The organism is Virgibacillus carmonensis (assembly GCF_057836705.1).
Window position 1 is genome coordinate 21,381 of record NZ_JBYQFJ010000015.1, and the last position, 22,176, is coordinate 43,556.

General features: G+C 39.5%; 18 protein-coding genes. 16 read left to right on the forward strand and 2 right to left on the reverse strand.

Features of this window, described 5'->3' with window-relative positions:
- Window positions 1–37 precede the first annotated feature (37 nt).
- From AC3G7N_RS12710 to AC3G7N_RS12775, 14 genes are all read left to right on the forward strand, one after another.
- Window positions 38–1,549 carry a sodium:solute symporter family protein gene (locus AC3G7N_RS12710; RefSeq protein WP_489422534.1) on the forward strand — a complete coding sequence of 504 codons (1,512 nt, stop codon included), beginning with the start codon at window positions 38–40 and terminating at the stop codon, window positions 1,547–1,549.
- A 238-nt stretch (window positions 1,550–1,787) separates the two neighbouring features.
- On the forward strand, window positions 1,788–2,561 hold the full coding sequence (locus AC3G7N_RS12715; protein ID WP_489422535.1) for a GntR family transcriptional regulator: 774 nt from the start codon (window positions 1,788–1,790) through the stop codon (window positions 2,559–2,561).
- Window positions 2,562–2,711: 150 nt separating this feature from the next.
- Window positions 2,712–3,134, forward strand: coding sequence for a phosphonate C-P lyase system protein PhnG (phnG, locus tag AC3G7N_RS12720; protein WP_489422536.1), 423 nt, complete (start codon window positions 2,712–2,714; stop codon window positions 3,132–3,134).
- A gap of 32 nt (window positions 3,135–3,166) precedes the next feature.
- Entirely contained in the window at window positions 3,167–3,763 is a 597-nt protein-coding gene (gene phnH, locus AC3G7N_RS12725) for a phosphonate C-P lyase system protein PhnH (RefSeq protein ID WP_489422537.1), read from the forward strand.
- Window positions 3,763–4,878, forward strand: coding sequence for a carbon-phosphorus lyase complex subunit PhnI (locus tag AC3G7N_RS12730; RefSeq protein ID WP_489422538.1), 1,116 nt, complete (start codon window positions 3,763–3,765; stop codon window positions 4,876–4,878). The genes phnH and AC3G7N_RS12730 overlap by 1 nt, the downstream gene beginning before the upstream one ends.
- Window positions 4,868–5,734, forward strand: a complete 867-nt coding sequence (locus tag AC3G7N_RS12735) for an alpha-D-ribose 1-methylphosphonate 5-phosphate C-P-lyase PhnJ (RefSeq protein WP_489422539.1) — start codon at window positions 4,868–4,870, stop codon at window positions 5,732–5,734. Before AC3G7N_RS12730 ends, AC3G7N_RS12735 begins: the two co-directional genes overlap by 11 nt.
- The gene (locus tag AC3G7N_RS12740) at window positions 5,727–6,566 is read left to right on the forward strand and encodes an ATP-binding cassette domain-containing protein (RefSeq protein WP_489422540.1); all 840 of its coding nucleotides are present in this window, start codon (window positions 5,727–5,729) and stop codon (window positions 6,564–6,566) included. Before AC3G7N_RS12735 ends, AC3G7N_RS12740 begins: the two co-directional genes overlap by 8 nt.
- Window positions 6,567–6,815: 249 nt before the next feature.
- Complete coding sequence (phnM, locus tag AC3G7N_RS12745) at window positions 6,816–7,997, forward strand: phosphonate metabolism protein PhnM (protein WP_489422601.1); 1,182 nt, start codon at window positions 6,816–6,818, stop codon at window positions 7,995–7,997.
- 17 nt (window positions 7,998–8,014) lie between these two features.
- Window positions 8,015–8,740: a phosphonate C-P lyase system protein PhnL gene (gene phnL, locus AC3G7N_RS12750; protein ID WP_489422541.1), complete on the forward strand. Its 726-nt coding sequence runs from the start codon at window positions 8,015–8,017 to the stop codon at window positions 8,738–8,740.
- A complete protein-coding gene (locus AC3G7N_RS12755; protein ID WP_489422542.1) occupies window positions 8,730–9,551 on the forward strand; it encodes a PHP domain-containing protein in 822 nt (273 codons plus the stop codon). Before phnL ends, AC3G7N_RS12755 begins: the two co-directional genes overlap by 11 nt.
- Window positions 9,552–10,114: 563 nt before the next feature.
- Entirely contained in the window at window positions 10,115–11,899 is a 1,785-nt protein-coding gene (locus AC3G7N_RS12760; protein WP_489422543.1) for a S9 family peptidase, read from the forward strand.
- A 13-nt stretch (window positions 11,900–11,912) separates the two neighbouring features.
- Window positions 11,913–13,151, forward strand: coding sequence for a M20 family metallo-hydrolase (locus AC3G7N_RS12765; protein ID WP_489422544.1), 1,239 nt, complete (start codon window positions 11,913–11,915; stop codon window positions 13,149–13,151).
- A gap of 121 nt (window positions 13,152–13,272) precedes the next feature.
- Window positions 13,273–13,665, forward strand: a complete 393-nt coding sequence (gene panD / locus AC3G7N_RS12770) for an aspartate 1-decarboxylase (protein ID WP_489422545.1) — start codon at window positions 13,273–13,275, stop codon at window positions 13,663–13,665.
- A gap of 144 nt (window positions 13,666–13,809) precedes the next feature.
- Window positions 13,810–14,832 (forward strand): asparaginase, encoded by a 1,023-nt coding sequence (locus AC3G7N_RS12775; protein ID WP_489422546.1) that lies wholly within the window; start codon window positions 13,810–13,812, stop codon window positions 14,830–14,832.
- A 222-nt stretch (window positions 14,833–15,054) separates the two neighbouring features.
- On the opposite strand, the gene AC3G7N_RS12780 is transcribed toward AC3G7N_RS12775, so the two are convergent.
- The gene (locus AC3G7N_RS12780) at window positions 15,055–16,701 is read right to left on the reverse strand and encodes an amidohydrolase (protein WP_489422547.1); all 1,647 of its coding nucleotides are present in this window, start codon (window positions 16,699–16,701) and stop codon (window positions 15,055–15,057) included.
- A 28-nt stretch (window positions 16,702–16,729) separates the two neighbouring features.
- Window positions 16,730–18,163: a sodium:solute symporter family protein gene (locus AC3G7N_RS12785; protein WP_489422548.1), complete on the reverse strand. Its 1,434-nt coding sequence runs from the start codon at window positions 18,161–18,163 to the stop codon at window positions 16,730–16,732.
- 438 nt (window positions 18,164–18,601) lie between these two features.
- On the opposite strand from AC3G7N_RS12785, the gene AC3G7N_RS12790 reads away from it, so the two are divergent.
- Complete coding sequence (locus tag AC3G7N_RS12790) at window positions 18,602–20,020, forward strand: PTS mannitol transporter subunit IIBC (RefSeq protein ID WP_489422549.1); 1,419 nt, start codon at window positions 18,602–18,604, stop codon at window positions 20,018–20,020.
- Window positions 20,021–20,044: 24 nt separating this feature from the next.
- Window positions 20,045–22,162: a BglG family transcription antiterminator gene (locus AC3G7N_RS12795; protein ID WP_489422550.1), complete on the forward strand. Its 2,118-nt coding sequence runs from the start codon at window positions 20,045–20,047 to the stop codon at window positions 22,160–22,162.
- The last annotated feature ends 14 nt before the right edge of the window (window positions 22,163–22,176 follow it).

Sequence of the window (22,176 nt, forward strand, 5' to 3'; positions counted from 1 at the left end):
AATGAAATGAATAGCATAAAAGGGAAAGGGGACAAAAATGAGTACTGTAACACTATATACATGGATAGGTTTTGCTATATTTCTGGTTGTTATGTTCGTCCTAGGTTATGTGAGCGCCAAAAAAACGAAAAATGTAAGCGACTTTGCCATTGGCGGTGCAAGTTTGGGGCCATATGTACTCGGACTGTCCTTTGCTGCAACCTATTTAAGTGCCGCTACATTTCTCGGCTATCCGGGTTGGTCACATGACTGGGGACTTTCAAACCTTTGGCTGTTTTTAGCAATCATTGGCGGAGGACCGATCGGGGTGTTAATGGTAGCCAAAAGAGTAAGGAAATTGAATACGGGGCAAAAATCCCTTTCATTGCCAGACTGGTTGGGTGACTTTTATAAAAGTGACATTTTGCGGGTTGGAACAGGCTTAATTTTACTCTTTAATATTTTTTATATTGCGGCACAATTTGTTGCAGGCGCACGTATTTTTCAATACTTGCTTGGTATGTCTTATACAAATGGGTTGATATTTATTGCAGCAATTGTCGTACTCTATGTCTTTGCAGGTGGGGCAATTGCCGATATTTACACGGATGCTGTCCAAGCTGTCTTGATGGCTATCGCTGGTACATTTGTGTTTGTTTCTGGAATCGTCATCTTCTGGGAGGGAAGCATTACCGCAACATTTACCGGCATTACCCAGAAATTGGGTGCCCAGGATGGTAATTTAGTAGAGGTATTTAATCCAGACTCCACCCACTTTTATTCTATCGGTGTCGTATTAGGTGCAATTGTTATCCAGTGGTCGTTTGCCTCGGCCCCCCACCTGTTCAACAAAGTCCTTGGATTAAAAAATGAAAAGGATCTCGGGAAAATGATTCTGACCTATGTTGTCGCTGCTACATTCTCTCTTTTTGTTCTCTTCGGGGGATTATACAGCAGGGCAGCACTTGGCGATAATGTTGTGGCCGCTGACCTGGCACTAATGGAATATGCAGTTTGGGCTTTTCCAGCCATTATCGTAGCAATTTTGGGAGTTGTTATTCTTGCTGCTGCTATGTCAACAACAGATGGTTTATTCGTTTCTATTTCGACCGTATTTGCCAATGATATTTTTCTGAAAGTTCTAGTCAAAAGAGGAATTATCAATATTAGTGATCAGAAGGCACAGAAGATTGCGCTTCAAATCAGTCGTATGACAGTTCCTTTGATTGGTTTGGCTGCATTTCTGATTGTGCTAGAGCCACCTGTTTATATGGGAGCAGTCATGTGGATTGGGATTTCTGGTGTAGCTGCAGGAACAATGGGACCAATTCTGTATGCTGTCTATGGAAAGAAAAAAGCTCCTGCAAGAGCAGCCGAACTGTCGATGGTTGTTGGTTTGCTCTCTTATCTTGTTATGTACTTTGGAGGTATAATATCAAGTACAATGACAGCTGGAGCAGTTGCAACCTTTGTTGGTATCGCTACGATTATTATCCTAGCTCGTATTTTGAAGGAACCGCAAGCCGCTAAAATGGAAAAAGCTGAAGAAAAGCGCTTAAAGGCAAATTAAGGAAAGGGTGAGTTGCAATTTTTGTTAATCCGATGCTTTCCATATGGCTGTATGGATTTATCACATTTCTAGTAATTATAGGTTTCTCGCTTTGGAAATGGTATTTTACGAAATAGAAGGGTGAACCGTTTTTATTATGACTTGTCCGAGAAGCCTCCAATAAGGTAGCTACCTTATTGGAGGCTTTTTTTTTGATTAAAGAGCTTCAATTATTAAGCTATAATTGATAAAGTAAAAGGTGGATCAGCTAAGAACAACACCAAAAGCCTTGAACTCAGGAAGTGAGATGGTTCTTATTTCAACAGATAAAGAAACCCAAATTATTGATGACATCATGCACAATATTGTTACAAAAACGTTAAAATCCGGGGGGAAACTTCCTTCTGAAAGTGTGCTTGTAGAGAAGTACCGGGTACCACGAATGACAGTAAGGAATGCACTAACAATATTAGAAGAACGAGGCTACATTTATTCAAAACAGGGGAAAGGACGTTACTTAAGAGAAGAATCTATTCAAATTCAATTACATTTAACGGGGGAAACCAGTTTTACTGATAAAATGAAACGGCTTGGTTATGATTTGAAAACACGTAATATTTACTGTGAAAAAGTCAGCTATGACGCTAAAATTTATCAATTATTAAAAGCAGACGAAGATGACAGTGTATATAAAATCGGAAGAATGCGCTTTATTAATGATGAGCCAATTGCCATACATAATTCATTTGTCAGTGGAACGAGATTTCCTGGGATTGTAAAAGACGGTACGAAAATTGAATCTATGTTTGCCTACTATAGACAGCTTGGTTATAAAGAATTTACTAGTAATAAGAGTTTATTAAGTGTCACCTTTCCAACTTCCTACGAGCAGCAAATTCTATCTTGCGGTAGTATGGTACCGCTCATCATTGTCGAAAGTGATTGTATCGATGTGAATTCGAATAACGTGCTGGAACATACAAAAATATTATATCGAAGTGATAAGTTTAAATATGACATTACGATGGATTAACTAAAACAGGTTTGGAACCCAAAGGGGTTCCGAACCTGTTTTTTAAACTTCTCTAATATTAAGGCATTTTACAAATACTTTACGATATCTTAAAACACAGCAACTTGGCGACAAGTTAAGATTAATTTGTAAAGGAGGCTGTATCTCATAATGAAAAGACGTAGAAGAACAGAAATTCTCATTCAAGGAGATTTCAGGTTGGCTCAAAAGTTTGCGGAAACGATTATTCATAACTATAAATGTCAGGAAATTGTTGCCCCCAGGTACGGGTTAACCATGATTAAGATGCGGGAATCCGCAAAGAACTCATTATTCTATATTGGAGAAGTCCTTGTTACAGAAGCAAAAGTGGAGATTAATCAATGTATTGGCATCGGTATTGTTGCAGGGATGCAAGGTGAGCTTGCTAAATATCTAGCAATTATTGATGCGGCATATAAAGCTAACCTGCCTGATACAGAAGAATGGGGCACGCAATTAATCGAAGCCGAGCAGCGTATTAAAAAAGAAAAAGCCCGAGTACAGGCAGAGCTATTTAAAACGAAGGTTAATTTTGAAACGATGGATGCATAGTTCAGACAAATTTACAGGTTAGGAGAGATAGTATGGCAATTGATCAAGTCCATGATTTGCAGCAGGTTTATCGAAAACTTTTGCATAGTATGTCTAGACCAGGCACGATTTCATCTATTCAGGAATTGACTGCACATGCAAATTACAATCTTCCATGTTACGATGCGACCTTACTTACTACAATGACGCTTCTGGATGCAGAAGTAACATTTCATATTCTTTCAAAAAATAATCAAAATTTAATTGGAAAAATTTCAGAATATACACTGGCAAAGTTTGCCCCGATTAACGAGGCTGACTACATCATTGTTTTACGTGACGATGACGAATATTCAATCATGCGTGCGATCGAACAATGTAAAAATGGCAACTTAATTGATCCTCAAGCTTCGGCGACCTGGATAATAGAGAGTTCACCTCTATCAAATAACGGTGATCTAATCTTAACCGGTGCAGGCATTAAACATACAGCACAGCTCCATGTTAGTTTCACACCATTAATGTGGCAAACGAGAAATGAACGTAAAAGGGAATATCCATTGGGTATTGATTTAATTTTTACTGATGAAAAGTCACAAATCGTCTGTGTGCCCAGAACAACTTCAGTAGAACTGACGGGGGTGAACTAATGGGTTATGTTGCGGTGAAGGGCGGCACATTAGCTATTGAAGCTTCGATTAAACGGTTGAAGTACGAGCGTTTAAAGAATGAGGAGATCATCGAAATCAACACGATTAAGTCTACAATGAAAGCAATGGTGGATCAGGTGATGTCTGAAAGCAGCTTGTATTCACCATTCTTAGCAGCACTGTCCATTAAGCAAGCTGAGGGGAGTATGGAAGAAGCGGTTTTCTTAATGCGTGCACATCGTTCCACATTACCTCGTCTCTATTACAGTCTGCCGGTCAAATCTGAATCTATGCTAGTGGAACGCCGAATTTCTGCAAGTTTTAAAGATATTCCAGGAGGGCAGCTTTTAGGTCCTACATATGATTACACACATCGATTATTGGATTTTAATTTAACAGAAGAAAACGCTGAAGAGAATGAACAATGGTTACAGGATTATAAAAAAGAGTTACAAAGCATTGTTGTATCCGATGATGTGCAGTACTTTCCTAAAGTAGTCGATTATTTACGCGAGGAAGGACTTTTTGAAGAATACGAAGCGGATAACACCCCTCCAATGGATATTACAAAAGAAAGTATACAATTCCCTGCACCTCGAAGCGCAAGATTACAAGTATTAACTCGCGGCCAGACAGGTGCTGTCACATCTTTAGGTTATGCCTCTCTGCGAGGATACGGACAGGTCCATCCAACTGTCGGTGAAGTGCGTGTTGGTTCATTGCCTATCCATGTAGAACATCCAAACGAAATGGAACAGGATGCTGAAGACAATTTTTATATTGGGGACATTAAAGTGACGGAAGTAGAATCGTTTGTTCCAGTGACGGTAAAAAATGAAAAAAATGATGATGAGATGGAATTTGAAATAGGTTACGGAATTTGTTACGGACAAAATGAAACGAAGGCAATTGCCATGAGTATATTAGATCAATGTTTGGAACATCCAGAGTCGGATTTTCCAACACATGATGAAGAATTTGTTTTATTACACATTGACTCAGTTGAATCGACAGGTTTTATTTCACATTTGAAATTACCGCATTATGTTACGTTCCAATCAAAGCTTGACAGTATTCGTCAGATAAAGAAAGGAGTGCAGAAAGTTGAAAACTAAAACGCACTTTGCATTTTTTGATGAAGGATCCAAAAAAGAAATCCGTCGTGCCATTTTAAAAGCTGTCGCTATTCCAGGCTATCAGGTGCCGTTTGCATCAAGAGAAATGCCGATTGCTCGCGGCTGGGGAACAGGCGGCCTGCAAATCACCTTGTCTATTATTGGCAAACAGGATGTGCTGAAAGTCATTGACCAGGGGGCAGATGAGTCTGTCAATGCGGTTAGCATCAAGAAGTTAGTAAACGAAACGACAGGTGTCGAGCTATCTGAGCGGACCCAGGATGCCTCCTTAATTCAGTCAAGGCACCGTATTCCAGAAGTACCTTTAACAAACGATCAAATTCTTGTCCTGCAGGTTCCAATGCCAGAACCGCTTCGTGACGTAGAAGCCAGTGAATACATCACGAAAAGACTCCATTCTGAAGATGAGTATAGCGGAGCCTGGCTAATGTTATTCGAACAAATTATGAAATACGGGAAGACAGCTACAGACGCAGACCATCCTGTATATGTTAATAATCGTTATGTAATGGCACCGAGTCCAATTCCAAGGTTTGATAATCCAAAGATGCATCAATCGGAAGCATTAATTTTACTCGGTGCAGGGAGAGAAAAGAAAATATATGCTGTACCACCCTATACGGACGTTGAATCACTTGCCTTTGAAGACTATCCGTTTACAGTTGAATCTTTTGAAGGACAGTCCTGTCACTTATGTGGTGAAACGGATGTCTTTATGGATGAATTAATTGACCCGGATACGGGAGAAACGATTTATCAATGCAATGACACAAGCTACTGCACGGAGCGTCTGAATGTGAATTGGAAAGCTGAGGTGGAGAGTACTCATGCATGAGGAATCGATATTACGTGTTCGCAATTTACACAAGCAATTTGGCCAAGGCTGCCAACATTGTAAACAAGCAGAATCTAGAAAATTAGAGAAAAATTACTGCCCTAATTGCGGTACTGTATATGCTTGTCGGGATATTTCATTTGATTTATTTTCAGGAGAAATTCTTGGTATCGTCGGTGAAAGTGGAAGTGGAAAATCAACGTTGATGCAATGCTTGTACTTTGATGCAGATGTGGCATCGGGAGAAGCTTATATCAAGGACCCGGAGTTGGATGGCCAGAATGTGTTTGAATTATCTTCCCAAAAAAAACGTTATATCCGTAACCATAAATACGGCATGGTCTATCAAAATCCTGTCCATGGTTTAAAAATGAACTTCTCATCCGTTGGTAATATCGCAGAAAAATTAATTGCCGCCGGTAACCGCAATGTATCGGAAATGGAGGCAACAAGTAAATCCTTATTAGAAAGTGTTCACATTTCACACTTTCGTATGAAAGAGGAACCTCGGAATTTCTCAGGTGGCATGCAGCAACGTGTCCAAATTGCCAAGGCATTATCCAATAATCCACCTATTCTGTTTCTGGATGAAGTAACAACAGGGCTTGATTTATCTGTACAGGCAAATGTGTTGGATTTAATTAAAAAAATTCAAAGAGAATTAGGCATCAGCATGATTGTTGTCTCTCACGACCTAGCAGTTATACGAATGTTAGCAGACCGTACTGTTGTCATGCTTAATGGTTCCATTATTGAAGAAGGTTTGACAGATCAAATTCTTGAAGATCCACAGCATTCGTATACGCAACAACTAGTCTATTCATTATTATAAGAGGATGTTCAAAAAGTCACCAAATGATAAACTGCGAATTTCTTCGCTTTGCTTGTCTTTCCGGTCCTCATGTAGCAACAACACAGAGGAACTTCTACTAAAATCGCCCACGTCCTGTGGGCAACGTAGAAGTCAGCACATCCTGTGCAAGTCCGGTCCTCAAGACTTCGCGGCCTTGAACTTCTTGTTTCTAATTCGGCAACTTTTTGAATACACACCATATATCACAATAGAGGAGGAATGGCCACTGTGTACATTATTCATAATGGGCAAGTAATTACAGAAGAAGCAATTATAGATGGATATGCTGTCGTCGTTGAGGGTGAAGTCATTCAAGCAATTATTCCTGAAGAAGAAGTTGTAACTTATTCGAATGCACAACTGATTGATGCAAGGGGAGGGTATATTTCTCCTGGATTTATTGATATTCATTCCGATTATATCGAGACTATCGCATCCCCCAGGCCAACAAGTATGATGGATTTCAACATTAGTTTAAGAGAGGCTGAAAAGATATTAATCAGCCATGGGATCACGACGATGTTCCATTCCCTTTCTTTTTACCGTGAAGATGTTTTCACACATAAACCGATGCGTTACCCAGAAAATGTTCAACGGATGGTGGATGCTATTGACGCTACGCATAATGAACTGCATCTTATTCGCCACCGTTTGCATGCTCGTTTTGAAATTGACAATATCGACGAGGTTGAACGCCTAGTTAAAAATATGGAAGACAACAAAGTACATTTACTATCATTTATGGATCACACACCGGGGCAAGGACAATATCGTAACTTAGAAATTTATCGTCAAACACTACAGGGATATCGGGATTTGACAGATGAGGATGTGCAAACCATCATTGTTGAACGCCAAAATAGTGAAATGATGACGATTGAAAAAATTAAAGAGGTGGCAGACATTGCTATATCCAAAGGCATTGCGGTTGCTTCGCACGATGATGATGATAGTAAAAAACTAGAGCTAGTAAAAGTCTTTGGAACCACAATTAGTGAATTTCCCATTACATTGGATATTGCAAAAAAAGCGAAAGAAATGGGCTTACAGACAATTGTTGGAGCTCCAAATGTGTTGCTGGGTGGCTCCCATTCCGGAAATTTATCAGCAACTGAAGCTATTGATCAAAACTGTGCCGATATTCTTTGCAGTGATTATTATCCTGCGGCCCTACTTCACGCGATATTTGATTTAAGTGAAAAGCATGGGAATGATTTACACCAAATGTTTATGATGGTCACACTTAATCCAGCAAAAGCCGTTCGTATGGATGATGAACTTGGCTCAATTAAAGTTGGAAAAAAGGCTGATATTCTCATCATTGAAAGGATGGATGATGGCTATCCGATGCTGACGAGTACGATGGTCAATGGTGCCTTAATAACAACTACAAATTATCGCATTAAATAAGGGGAGGAGGAAATTACATGTCGATGCTGGAAATAAAGAATTTTGGCAAGCAATTTACCATTCATCATTTAGGCAAAACAATGCAAGCTGTAGAGAACATTGACTTTTCTCTGGAAACTGGAGAGTTCATTGGCATTGTGGGTAAAAGTGGCAGCGGAAAATCCACCATCCTGAAGAGTATTTACCGCACGTATTTACCAGATTCAGGAAGCCTTCTATATGATTCGGAACGCTTTGACAACATCGATTTATCTAAAGCAACTGAAAGACAAATGCTTTATTTGCGGAAATATGAAATTGGTTATGTATCACAATTTCTTAACGTTATGCCAAGAACCACTTCTAGACAGCTTGTTGAGAAGGCTTTATTAGAAGCGGGAGAGCCTGAAGTGATTGCCAGAAGAGAAGCGGAAAAAGCATTAACGCATTTCGAACTCGATCCGAAATTGTGGGATACCTATCCAACTACATTTTCCGGTGGTGAAAAATTGCGGTTAAATATCGCTATGGCAACAGTGAAAAAGCCCAGATTGTTATTACTGGATGAACCAACGGCAAGTTTAGATCAGCAATCGAAAATAAAAGTTCGTGAAATCATTGAAAAACTAAAAGCAAATGGAACAACTTTGGTTGGCATTTTCCATGATATTGAATTTATGGAAGGTCTATGTGACAAGGTTTTCGATATGAAAACGAGACAAATAATTACTCAAACACAAGCGGGTGTCGCTAATGAGGGCTGATCTCCATGTCCATAGTCACTATTCTGACGGATCCAATTCGGTTGAGGAAGTGATGAAAATGGCAAGTTCCAATGGTCTCGAGCAAATTAGCTTTGTGGATCATGATACGGTAGAGGCTTTACCTGAAATTCTCATACTTAGTGAAAAATATGGAATAGAGGCTATCCCCGGTATAGAGGTTTCAGCGTATGATTTTAAAAGGAATCGCAAAGTACATGTGCTCGGGTATAACTATCAACCTGAGGCATTGCGTATAAAGTCGATTTGCCAGCCGTTACTGGAACGACGGCAGGCACATTCGCTATGGCAAATCGAGCAGATTAAAGCAGCCGGTTATGTGTTGGATGTACAAGCGATTATAGAAACAGCCAAGCCGAGTACTACGATTTATAAGCAGCATATTATGAAGCATTTGACTGGGGCCCACTATACATCACTGGAATATAAGCAACTGTACAAAAAGTTGTTTAAAGGAGATGGTGTAGCATCTGGTGACATTGACTATCTAGACGCAGTTAGTGCAGTACAAGCGATTGTAGCAGATGGAGGGCTGGCAGTAGTTGCACATCCCGGTCAGCTGGATTCCTACGACCTTGTTCCAGAGCTTGTAAAGGCGGGTTTAGGAGGGATTGAACGGAACCATCCAGACAATAAAGCTGAAGATCATCGAAAGGTGGAAGTGCTAGCCAAAAGCTATAACCTTGTGATGACAGGTGGCACGGATTACCACGGTACTTATGGAGTTACTATTGAAGTCGGGGATATTTTAAGTCCTGGAAATCTTATTAACTCAACTTTCGCACATAGATAATCATGATGAATTCAATAAACTGTAATACTTATAGCACTTGAAATATGGTACTTGACACGAATTACAAATATGTCTTTTCATAAAACTTGTTGCTATTTACTTTGTCGTAACTGATATAAACTGCGACGTAACAGCGCCGTGATTTCCGCTGTGGATAGTCGCTTTCCGCGGGTGGCTGGTGAGCCTCCTCGTGCTACGCACTCCGGGGTCTCACCTATGCCTTTCCTCCCGCAGGAGTCGACTACCCACAGCTCCAATCACTGAAGTTATGAGCTGAACCTTAGCGAAGGAAAAACACGGAGACTCCTGCGGGAAAGCGAAGCGTTGAGACCCCGCAGAGAGCGGTTTTTGCGATTGAGGAGGCTCAGCGCAAGCCCGCGGAAAGCGTAGTGATTTTTCCACAGCGACGCAGGTCACTGAACATGATTTTTAGTTACGTCGCAGTCTATAGATTTTATGTCAACTACAACAATGGATTGCGGGCTTATTCAACTATCTCAGGGATCATCTATTTATTTCAGTCTGCGAAATTTGAGTTAACTATTATATAAAGGAGTTTTTTAATGACAGATCGAAATTTGTCTATATATTTAAATGTTAATGAGGCTTATCAACCAAATGTTATCCCCAATCAAAATGCGTTTACGTTTATATCGAAAAAGACAGGGACGCCACAGGTATGGAAATGGGATGGGGTAACAACGCAACTAAAACAGTATACGGATTTAGCGGATCGTGTGCTTTCGGTTAATCACTCCCCATCAGGGAAGAAAACGATTGTGGGGATGGATCATAAGGGCAATGAAAAACAACAGTTATATATAATGAATGAACATGATTCCAACGCTGAAAAACTTGTTCATTCCATGGAACATTTTCATCAATTTGGTGGATGGTCACCAGATGAGACGAAAATAGCTTTCACAAGTAATCGCCGTCACCCAGGCTTTTTTGATGTGTATGTAATGGATCTTGCAACGAAAACAAAGGAAGTTGTATTAGAGGTTGACGGGAATTGTACGCCGGTTTGCTGGACAAAGGATGGAAAGAATATAATCCTGAGCATGCCAGAGACGAACATTGACCAATCTTTATTTGTATTAGATGTAGAAACGAAGAAGTACTATAGGCTCGGCAATGAGAAGGCTACATCTGCTAGGTATCAGTCATTAGTGTTAACTAATGATGGGAAAGGTGGATTTGTCCTTTCCGATGTGGGCCGAGATACGTTAGGAATTTTCGAATTTTCATTTGCGGAACCATCTACTTTACTGGAGTTAGTAACTGTTGAAAATTGGGATATAGAGGAGGCCGAATTGTCTCCTAATGAAAACAAACTTGCATACACCGTAAATGAAGGTGGCATCTCACATCTTGGTATCTATGATCTTAGCAATCACACAAATGATTATGTCAAAGGATTCCCTAAAGGTGTTTTGCAATCTCCTTCCTGGCTAAACGATGCGGAATTCATTGTTGAGGTAAAAAGTGCTGTGCTCCCAGGTGATATTTGGAGGGCCAACTTGCAGAAAAAACAAGTAGAACGTGTGACATATGTTGGCGAAGCAAAAGAAGTGCAACAATCATGGATGGAGCCGGAATTACATCGTTTTACTTCTTTTGATGGATTAGAAGTACCATACTTTTACTATGGGAATAAGCAGCAATCGCAGCCTGTAGTTGTCTATGTTCATGGTGGGCCAGAGAGCCAAATTCGCGCTGAGTTTAATCCGGTCATCCAATTTTTAGCAGCTAATGGATTTGCGGTGGTGACGCCAAATGTTCGTGGCAGTATGGGATATGGTAGGAAATACATGGAACTAGATGATAAACGAAAGCGGATGGATTCAGTTGCCGATTTAAAGTGGCTTGTTAAAGAGCTTGTAGATAGTAATAAAGCAGATCCAAAGAGAATTGGGATTATGGGGCGTAGTTATGGTGGATTCATGGTGCTGGCGGCTTTGACACACTATCCAGATATTTGGGCAGCCGGGGTGGACATCGTTGGAATTTCACACTTTAAGACATTCTTGGAAAATACCGGCTCATGGCGGAGGAAACTAAGGGAGTTCGAATATGGTTCATTAGAAGATGATAAAGAGTTTTTCGAGCAAATTGCTCCTTTAAACCATACCGACAAAATTGTAGCTCCATTATTAATTTTCCACGGTCGAAATGATACGCGTGTTCCAGTAAATGAAGCGCAACAATTAACGGCGGATTTACAAGAACAAGGCAAGCAAGTTGAGCTTAAAATTTTTGAGGATGAGGGTCACCAAACGGAAAAAATTGAAAACCATATTCAAATGAACACGATGATTGTAAAATTTATGGGAAAATTTTTATAGAGGGTGTATCTTATTGACTGATTTGACAAAATGGTTAGAAGAAAAATTACTGGCACTCAATGTTACTGAAACGATGAATATTTCGAATGGCTTTAGCCGATTAAGTTTTTCTAAAGAAGAAGCGGATGCACATCGCCAGTTTATTATAATCGCCGAGGAACTAGGACTTGTCGTACACCAAGATCAGGCAGGAAACCAATGGGCAGTTTGGGAAATAGATAAGAAAGCCCCAACAATTGCTATAGGATCACATCTTGATACAGTCAATAATGGTGGAGGTTATGATGGCGTGGCTGGCGTATTATGTGCACTGGCGACGATAAAAGTATTAAAAGAAAGGCAATTTACGCCAACGAAAAACATCGCAGTCATCTGTTTTGTATCAGAAGAATCTGCACGATTTGGTGTTTCAACGTTTGGGAGTAAAGCAATCACTGGCATGCTGGATAAAAAAGAAGTGGCAGGGGTTATAGATAGTGATGGAGTAACAGTGAAGAGGGCTATGGAAGATTTCGGAATAAACTGGGATACGATCGGACAGGCTGAACTACCAGCTTGGAAATTGGCCTGTTTCTTGGAAGTTCATATTGAACAGGGGACACAGATAGAGGAAAATAAGGCGGATGTCGGAGTGGTAAATGGTGTAGCATGTCCAGTGCGCTTGAAAATTAGTTCGCACAGTATGGCCAATCACACTGGCACAACACCAATGCATAATCGACGAGATGCGTTTGTAGCAGTTGCGCCGTTGGTTAGTTTTGTTAGTGAGGAAGCTAGGAAAGTGAATCAAACAGCATTAAGTCCGCTTGTTGCTACGGTTAGTACGGTAAATTTAAAGCCAAACGCTATGAATGTTATTCCGGGGGAAGTTGAACTGGGTATTGATATTCGCAGTGTTGACGATGAGTTAAAGCGGAAATTTGCCGAAACAATCAAGGTATACTGCTCAAGATTAGAAAAAATCCATCGTGTTAAAATGGAAGTTACTACTCTAGTAGATAATGATTCCGTGCTACTTGATTCAGAAATACAGGAAAAGTTGGTACATACGTGCAATGAACTCAAGCTTAACGCGCATTTGATGAATAGTGGGGCTGGGCATGATGTGATGAATATGGCTAGTAAATGGCCGTCAGGGTTAATTTTTATACCATGCAAAGATGGTGTTAGCCATCATCCTGATGAATTTACGTCTGTTGAAAATTTAGCCAAAGGTACGAATGTTTTGGTTGAATTTATCTCGCTTGATTAAAACCGAAACACTAACGTTTCGGTTCCTTTGAAAAACACGGTTTAACGAGATCATTGTAAGATTATTTGGTTTACTTTATACTGAAGATAAGATAGTTACTATTATAGAGGAGGCATTTTACATGCAACGCTTAATGTGTAAAGGAAAGATACATAGAGCCACAGTTACTGAAGCTGAACTTGACTATGTTGGCAGTATAACGATTGATTATAATTTAATGAAAGAGTCGAATATTCTACCATATGAAATGGTACAAATTACGAGTTTAAAAAATGCAGCTAGATGGAAGACGTACGCAATCCCTGCTCCAGAAGGTTCAAATCGAATTTGCTTAAATGGCCCACCTGCACACCTATTTTCCCCAGGTGATATTGTAATTATATTAAGCCAAGGGCTCATGACCGACGAGGAAATAAAAGATCTGAAACCTCGAGTGGTATTTGTAGATGAAAACAACGATATTACTAGTGTAGAAGAACATGACTTACACTTGCCAGAAGGTGTAAAGATATAATTCTTATTGGGAAAATCCAACTGGTTGGTTAATCAGTTGGATTTTGTTTTGGATAGAAGGTGCCTGTCACCACCCGATTTTTGTCAAATTACACCAGGTGTAAATGGGTGATGGAGATTATCAAACGTTGGGAGGAATGAAAGAGTGGAAGCTAGCAATCTAGTAAAGGTTCAAAGAGGTAACCATATAGAAAGCTGTCACCAAGTACATATAGCTGTTGTCGATTCTAATGGTGATGTACTACATCATGTAGGAAATCCTAACATAAAAGTTTTTGCTCGTTCTTCGATAAAACAAATTCAAGCAATACCAATAGTGGAGACGGGAACAGCAGACTACTACGACTTTAATGATGCAGATTTAGCAATTTGTATTGGATCTCATAATGGTGAGATCATGCACACCGACAGGGTTTCATCTATATTAAGGCGAGTTGGTCTTGAAGAATCGGCTTTAAAATGTGGAACCCATCCTCCATTTTCGAATGAAACTTACAAAAATGTTATTCGTAATGGTAAAGAGGTAACTCCGGTATATAACAATTGTTCTGGTAAACATATGGGGATGGTAGCAACCGCTAAATTTATGGGTGAGCCAACTGAAACTTACTATGCTGAAGACCATCCTGTTCAACAACGAATCACGCAGGCTATATCTGAGGTGTGCGATTATCCAGAAGATGCTATCGAAATGGGAGTCGATGGTTGTGGGGTACCTGTGCATGCTTTGCCACTAGAAAGATTTGCATTCGGTTTTGCCAGAATGGCTAATCCTAAATCCCTTGGTCAGGAAAGGGCGAGAACGGCACGACGAATAACAAAAGCAATGACAACAGCACCTGAAATGGTTGGTGGGACAAATCGTTTTTGTACGGACTTTATGGTAGCTGGAAAGGGAAGGTTTTTTGGGAAAGCTGGTGCGGAAGGCGTCTATTGTATTGGAGACAATGAAACTGGTCTTGGAATTGCAGTAAAAGTTGCAGATGGTAATGATAGAGCAGCACATCCTGCAGCAATGGAAGTATTGGTGCAACTTGGGTTACTAAATGAAGATCAGATTGAACAGTTACAAGACTATCACCGTCCCAAATTACATAATGCCAGAAATGAAATCATTGGAGAATTGATTCCAACTTTTCGATTGAAGAGTGCTTTGAGAGAAGGGTAATTCGTAAGTCTCTCATACGTCGATTTAGAATTAGACATTCTTTACTAAATTGATTTTTTCAAAAGACGTTACAGCAGTCGATTATACAATACAAACAAGACCTACTCAGACTTAAAAAAGCGAGTAGGTCTTGTTTGTATTTGCATGGGAAGTATAGATTTTGGCGTTTATCTGTCTAGCTCGCCTGAGGTTCTAAGTCACATCTATCTGTGATAAATACCATTAACGTTCAAAAACAATTTTACCATCGATAAATGTAGCTAAAACCTCTATATCCTTAATCTCATTCGGATCAATAGTCATTGGATCCGAGTCGAGAACAGCAAAGTCAGCTAGCTTTCCAACTTCAATACTCCCAGAATGGTCTTCGTCAGCATTTAACTTAGCTCCATCGATAGTCATTGTTTTAAATGCTTGTTCCACACTGATACATTGATCTTTTCCTAGCACGTCACCTTCCATTGTCTGTCGATTCACGGCTGCCCAAATGGAAAACAAAGGGGATATTGGTGTAATTGGACAATCTGAGTGCAATGTATATAGAATATCACGCCTAGAAGCGTCAGCTAATGGATTGATCCGTTCAGCTCTATCCGGACCCAAGAAAATATGTTTATGTCTGTCGCCCCAATAATAAACATGGTTAATAAAAAACGAACCGACAACATCAAGTTCACGCATTCGATCTAGGTCATTAGAAGTAGCAGTTTGTATATGTTCAATACGGTGAAGATGATCCACACGTGGTTCAGTAGCTAAAGCATTTTCATAGCCATCTAAAATGGAGCCAATTGCCCGGTCTCCGTTGCCGTGTATCGCGATACGAAAGCCTCTTTTGTGTAAATCCAGTATTTCCGCATTAAAGTCTTCTTGGTGTCGTGACAGCTCACCATGAAAGTCAGAATGGCAATAATAGGCTTCTCTAAGCGCTGCTGTCATACCCTGAATGGAACCATCTTGAAACAACTTTGCGCTGTCTAAAGTAGCACGATTAATTGATCGAGATTTAACTTCTTCGTCAAGTTGTTCAGCTGAATAGTTTTTAAACGGCCCGTTTTCACCCAAAAGATGATGAAGCACCATCAAGCGCATACGAAGTGGGTTATTTCCTTTTTTAACTGCTTCTAGATGTGCATCAAATTCAGCTATACCAAGGTCTAATCCAACACCTGCATCTGAACTTGTGGTAATCCCTTGGGCTAGATAATCCTTGGATGCATCACCTATTAATGAAGCCATTTCTTCGATAGATGCTGTAGGAATAGCCGCATGAACAGGTGATAATGCTGGTAGCTCATGCAAGACACCATCTAATCGCCCAGCTTCATCACGCCCAAAGCGTCCGCCTTGTGGATCTTGGATAGTTTCATCAATTCCGGCTAGTTCAAGAGCTTTTGTATTGGCCGCTCCAAAATGCACGGAAATATGACGGAGTAAAACCGGGTTGTTAGGTGCCACTGTATCTAATTCTTCGCGAGTCGGATGTCTTTCTTCCTCTAACAGTGTGTTGTCGTAGCCCCATCCCATCACCCACTCTCCATCAGATGTTTCTGCTACTAGCTTTTTAACTCTTTCTAGAATATCTGAAATATTCCGGTTCAAAGGAGAACTGCAATTTGCTTGTGTACGAAATTGTGAATACATCAATAGATGATTATGTGTGTCGATAAAACCTGGGATTAGCGTAGCACCATTTAGATTAATTACTTTTGTATTTGGAGTAATGATCATTTCATTTTCTGGTGGCTCTGCATCAGTCCAAATGGTACTAATACGTCCTTTTGATACCGCTATAGAACCTGCACGTGTATTTTCTTCATCCATCGTCAAAATAGCAGCGTTTTTAATAAGTAAATCAATCGGCTTCATTACGTGTTCTCCTTTAAAATCATGATCGTTATTCATTTTCGGAAGGATCTGCAGAATCTAAATCATTCCAATAAACAGCTCTGACTTGCTCCGAATTGTCGTGTTTTGTCAACAGACTAACCGCAACTAAACTAATAATGGATACGGAGAAACCAAATATCGTATGGTTGAGTTCAATTCCTAAATAAGGCCATCCGAGTGTTGCGATTAAAGCCAGAATCATGCTCCAAAGCATTCCAGCTTTCGTGACTTTCTCCCAAAACATAACGGCTAGAAACGGAAATACCAGTACTGTTGCTGATAAGCGTAGAGCCCACTGATAGGCACTTGCTATATCCGTTATGAAGTATGCGGCGACTAGACCCAATACGGATATGATGACAACCGTTACGCGTGAAGTAAACATGAGTTGTTTATTGTCAGCATTCGGTTTCATTAGCCGTTGATATAAATCTCGCGTTAAGTTGGAACTTCCTTGCAGAATGAAGGAGGTAGCACCAGTCATTAATGCAGCGAGCAGACCGATAAAAACTATGCCTCCAATTGCTGGAGGTAGTAGTTCTGCAGTTACATAGGAAAATAACAAGTCAGGATCCATATCTAATGGAACATACTGGCGGGCAATAACACCAATGGAAAAAGGTAAGATAGAAATGGCACCAGCAATGACAAACCCAGTAACACCGGCTTTTTTCGCAACCCGTTCATTTTTTGAGGCAAAGATGCGTTGCCATGTTGATTGCCAAACAAGATAGAAAGGACCTACAGATAACGCATATAACAATACCTCACCCAATCCTTCAGGGCCTAATGGGCTAATATACTCGATTGGTGTATTCGCAATAATGTCATTGAATCCACCTGCATAAATGATGCTAGCTATAAACAGGACAATAATCCCGATAATTACAATAATCGATTGAAGTGCATCTGTAATGATCGTTGCCGGCAATCCACCCAAAACAGTGAAACCTAGTATCAAAGCGAAAGACAAGGCAATCCCCAAATTTAGTTCAATCCCCAATGTAATGGAAAAAATGGTTGACATACCGACCATTTGTAAAGCAAGTGTCGGAACAGAATAAACAAATGCTGACAGAACAGAAGGAATAATTCCAGATTTGCCTCCAAATCTTTCACCAAATAAATCAGCTAATGTATAAAGCTTTTGCCTTCTAAGTGGTCCTGCAAACGCAACGATCAATAAAAGACAAAACAGAATGCCTGGAAGAGCAAACTTGAAAAATCCTGAAAGTCCTACTGTAAAACCCATGCCGACCCAGCCAATAAAGACCGCGGCGCCACACCATGTACTGATGATTGTACCCACTATTGGCCAGAAACCAGTATTCCAGCCTCCTATTAAATATTCATCATAGGTTTTTATTTTGAAAAAATAGTAGAAACCCATCGCGAACATTAAGATAAAATAAATAACGATGTAACTTAAGTACCAAGTCATGTTTAATATAGTCTCCTCGCTAAAATGCTTGCTTGAATAGTAAGATAGTTTAAAAATTATACTATGGTATATTAAAACAAACATTTTGGTGCATTTCAACAAATTAGAGGCCTATGGGTGTTGTAGATTTGTATTTTGTATAAAAAAATTTTCACCACTGTTTTTTAATACGATTCTTATATTCGAGATGGGAAGACCTACGCAACTTTAAAAGGGTAGTGCAGGTTTTATTTGATGGAAACTCATACATAAAGGTAAATTGAAGGGAAATACTCTGGATAGAATGTCTGTGCAAAGTTCCCAAAAATGCACTATTAAATTATGTCAACATCATCTTTGCCAAATTGGTCTTTAGTATAAATTGATAATGGTGGTGAAAGCGCTGTACGATTAGGGTATGGAACTTTTATTTACTTATTTTAGAGAGGGTGTTTTAATATGGCTAAAAAGGGATTTCGAGCTAAAGTACAGCGCTTTGGTAGCTTTTTAAGTGGAATGATTATGCCAAATATAAGTGCATTTATCGCGTGGGGTATTATAACAGCTTTATTTATTCCTGATGGTTGGTGGCCAAATGAAGATTTGGCAACATTAGTAGATCCAATGATCAAATACTTATTGCCACTGTTAATTGGTTTTACTGGTGGACGGTTGATTCACGGGTTACGAGGCGGAGTTGTAGGTGCGACCGCTACGATGGGTGTTATCGTTGGAGCGGATATACCGATGTTCTTAGGCGCCATGATCATGGGTCCGTTAGCTGGATATTGTTTGAAAAAAATCGACGAATTATTTCAGGATAAAGTTCGATCAGGATTTGAAATGCTCTACAATAATTTTTCAGCAGGTATACTTGCAGCAATTTTGGCGAGTATTGCAATACAACTTATTGGCCCTGTAGTAGAAGGGTTAAACAATGCATTAGCAGCTGGTGTAGAGGCAACGATTAATGCTGGATTACTACCACTTGCAAGCATTATTATCGAACCAGCAAAGATTTTATTTTTAAATAATGCAATTAATCATGGGATATTAACTCCTATTGGACTTGAACAAGCAACAGAGGTTGGTAAATCCATTTTATTCCTAGTGGAGGCAAACCCTGGCCCGGGATTAGGTATCCTGCTTGCATTCTCTTTTTTTGGAAAAGGACTTTCGAAAAGCTCTGCACCTGGAGCTGCGGTTATTCAATTTGTTGGAGGTATACATGAAATCTATTTCCCTTATGTTTTAATGAAGCCTGCATTGCTTTTAGCAGCTATTGGTGGTGGTATAAGTGGCGTATTCACACTCACAATATTTAACGCGGGACTAGTAGCTCCCGCATCACCAGGAAGTATTTTCGCTGTTTTAGCCTTGACACCACAAGGTAGTTATATCGGTGTAATTTCAAGTGTAATTGTGGCAGCAGCTGTTTCCTTTACTATTGCCTCTATCATTTTGAAAGCAAGTAAAGCCGAAGATGAAGATTTATCAGCAGCTACTGGTAAAATGGAAGAAATGAAAGGGAAGAAAAGCTCTGTCACAAATTCCTTGAACCAAGATGCTGAGGAAGTGCCAGTCGGAAGTGAAAAAATAGAAAATGTTAAGAAGATTATTTTTGCCTGTGATGCAGGAATGGGTTCGAGTGCAATGGGCTCATCGTTGCTGAAAAACAAGTTTAAAAAGGCAGATATTGATATTTTCGTTACGAATTCAGCAATCAATCAATTGCCTGATGATGCAGATATTGTCATTACGCATAAGGATTTAACCGATCGGGCGAAGGCGAAACTCCCTGATGCTGAGCATATATCTGTAGAAAATTTCTTGAACAGTCCTAGATATGATGAATTAGTTGAACGTTTTAAACAATAGGGAGTGAATTAACCGCGTGAGGTGGTGACAGTTTTGTATATATCTGGCCGTGAACGAAAAATGCTTAAGCTTTTATTACATGCTCAAGAAGATGTCACAGTAAAAGAAATTGCTACTATTCTTGAAGTAAGTGAACGAACGATTCACCGTGACCTGAATAGCGTTGAAAAGGTGGTTTCAGGTCATGATTTGGAGGTAGTGAAAAAGGCAGGGAAAGGACTTCGTGTAATCGGAAGCAAGGATGATAAGCAACGATTAGAAGTCACGCTTTCCAATGCATCTTCTTCTGATTATACTTCTGAGGAAAGACAGACAATTATTTTATCAACCCTTCTTGAGGCGAAGGAACCGGTAAAACTGTTCACCCTTGCACATGAGTTGAAAGTGACGATTGCTACGATAAGTCATGACCTGGATCAGTTAGAGAAAGAATTAACAACTTTTCACCTTCTTTTATTGAGAAAAAGAGGGTATGGCGTGAGGATTGAAGGGGATGAATCGAATAAACGCGCAGTAATAAGTAACTTAATTGCAAAGAATGTGGACCCTTTTGAATTCATATCCCTCTTAAAAGAAAACATCGAGAAAAAATCGAAACAACCATTAAATACGATTTCAAATCGGTTATTAGGTTTAGTTAATCCAGAAACGTTAAGCACAATTGAAAAAAGGGTAAATCAAGCAAAAAGGGAATTAACACACGATTTAGCTGATAGTGCGTTTATTGGTTTAGTTGTTCATCTAGCATTAGCGATTGAACGGCTGCAAAAGGGAGATCATATCAAATTTGATCAAGCATATATGAAACAAATTGAAGGAACTAACGAGTATGCAATTGCGAGGAAAATGATCCGAGATTTGGAAGTGTCTCTTTCCATGGATATTCCAGATGATGAAATCGGGTATATCACGATGCATTTAATGGGAGCAAAACTGCGCATCGATCATAATTATTTAATAGAAGATTCTAGTTTAGATATTGCTTATAAAACAAAAGAATTGATTTATTATGTAGGGTCACATATGGATGTGGATTTATCTGAAAATACCTCTTTGTTGAATGATCTGGTAGCACATTTAAAGCCAACAATCTATCGGCTTAAACAGGGAATGAATATAACGAATCCTCTAATAGAAGACATTACGAGAGACTACTCTGATCTTTTCCAGTTAATCCAGGAAAGTGTTCATGAAATATTTCCAGACATGGTATTTCCAGAGGATGAAACGGGTTATCTCGTACTTCATTTTGCAGCTGCCTTATTACATGGTGAAGAAGCATATAACGTAAGAGCGTTAGTTATTTGTTCGAGTGGGATTGGAACTTCGAAAATACTTGCTACGAAATTAGTGCAACGGATTCCAGAAATTAAGGAAGTGAAAAATCAATCTCTGTTTGATCTGGAGGATCTCAAACCAAATCAATATGACATCATTGTTTCGACTATCCCATTAAAAGAATTCGCTGGTGACTATATTCTCACCTCGCCAATTTTGACGCAATCGGAAGTTCATCGTATTAAAAAAATAATCAGACAAAAAAAGCTTGCTTACAAAACAAGAGGGAGTCAAAAGAGATCTGATTCTATACGTGAAGACAAGTTAGGTACAGATTTCATTCCGCGGCTTGAAGCCATGCAAAGTTATACAAAATCAATGTTGGATCTGTTAGCCTCGTTCCATGTCAGGCAAGTTACAGAAAAAGGTTCAATGGAATCCATGTTGCATTTGATTTGTACAGAATTAGAAGAAAACCGGCTGATACAAAATAAAGAAAATGTTAGGAATATGCTCTTAAAAAGGCAGCAAATAAGTGGTCTAGGAATTCCTAATACTTCCCTTGCACTTTTTCATACGCGGTCAAATGATGTATTTAGACCAAGCTTTTCCATTCATCCGTTAAATCATCCACTATCTGTTATAGGAATGGATGGCGAAAGTATGGAAATGGATACGGTATTGTTAATGCTTGCTCCTGAGGATATACATCAAGAAGCGTTAGAAGTTCTCAGTTACCTAAGCAGTTTAATTATACAAGGACAAGAAAGTATTAAATTGTTTGAATCAGGTAATGAAGCTGAAGTCAAACAATTCCTGTCAAAACAATTTCATAAATTTTTACATGAAAAAAATCTCTTATAGGAGTGTGTTATATT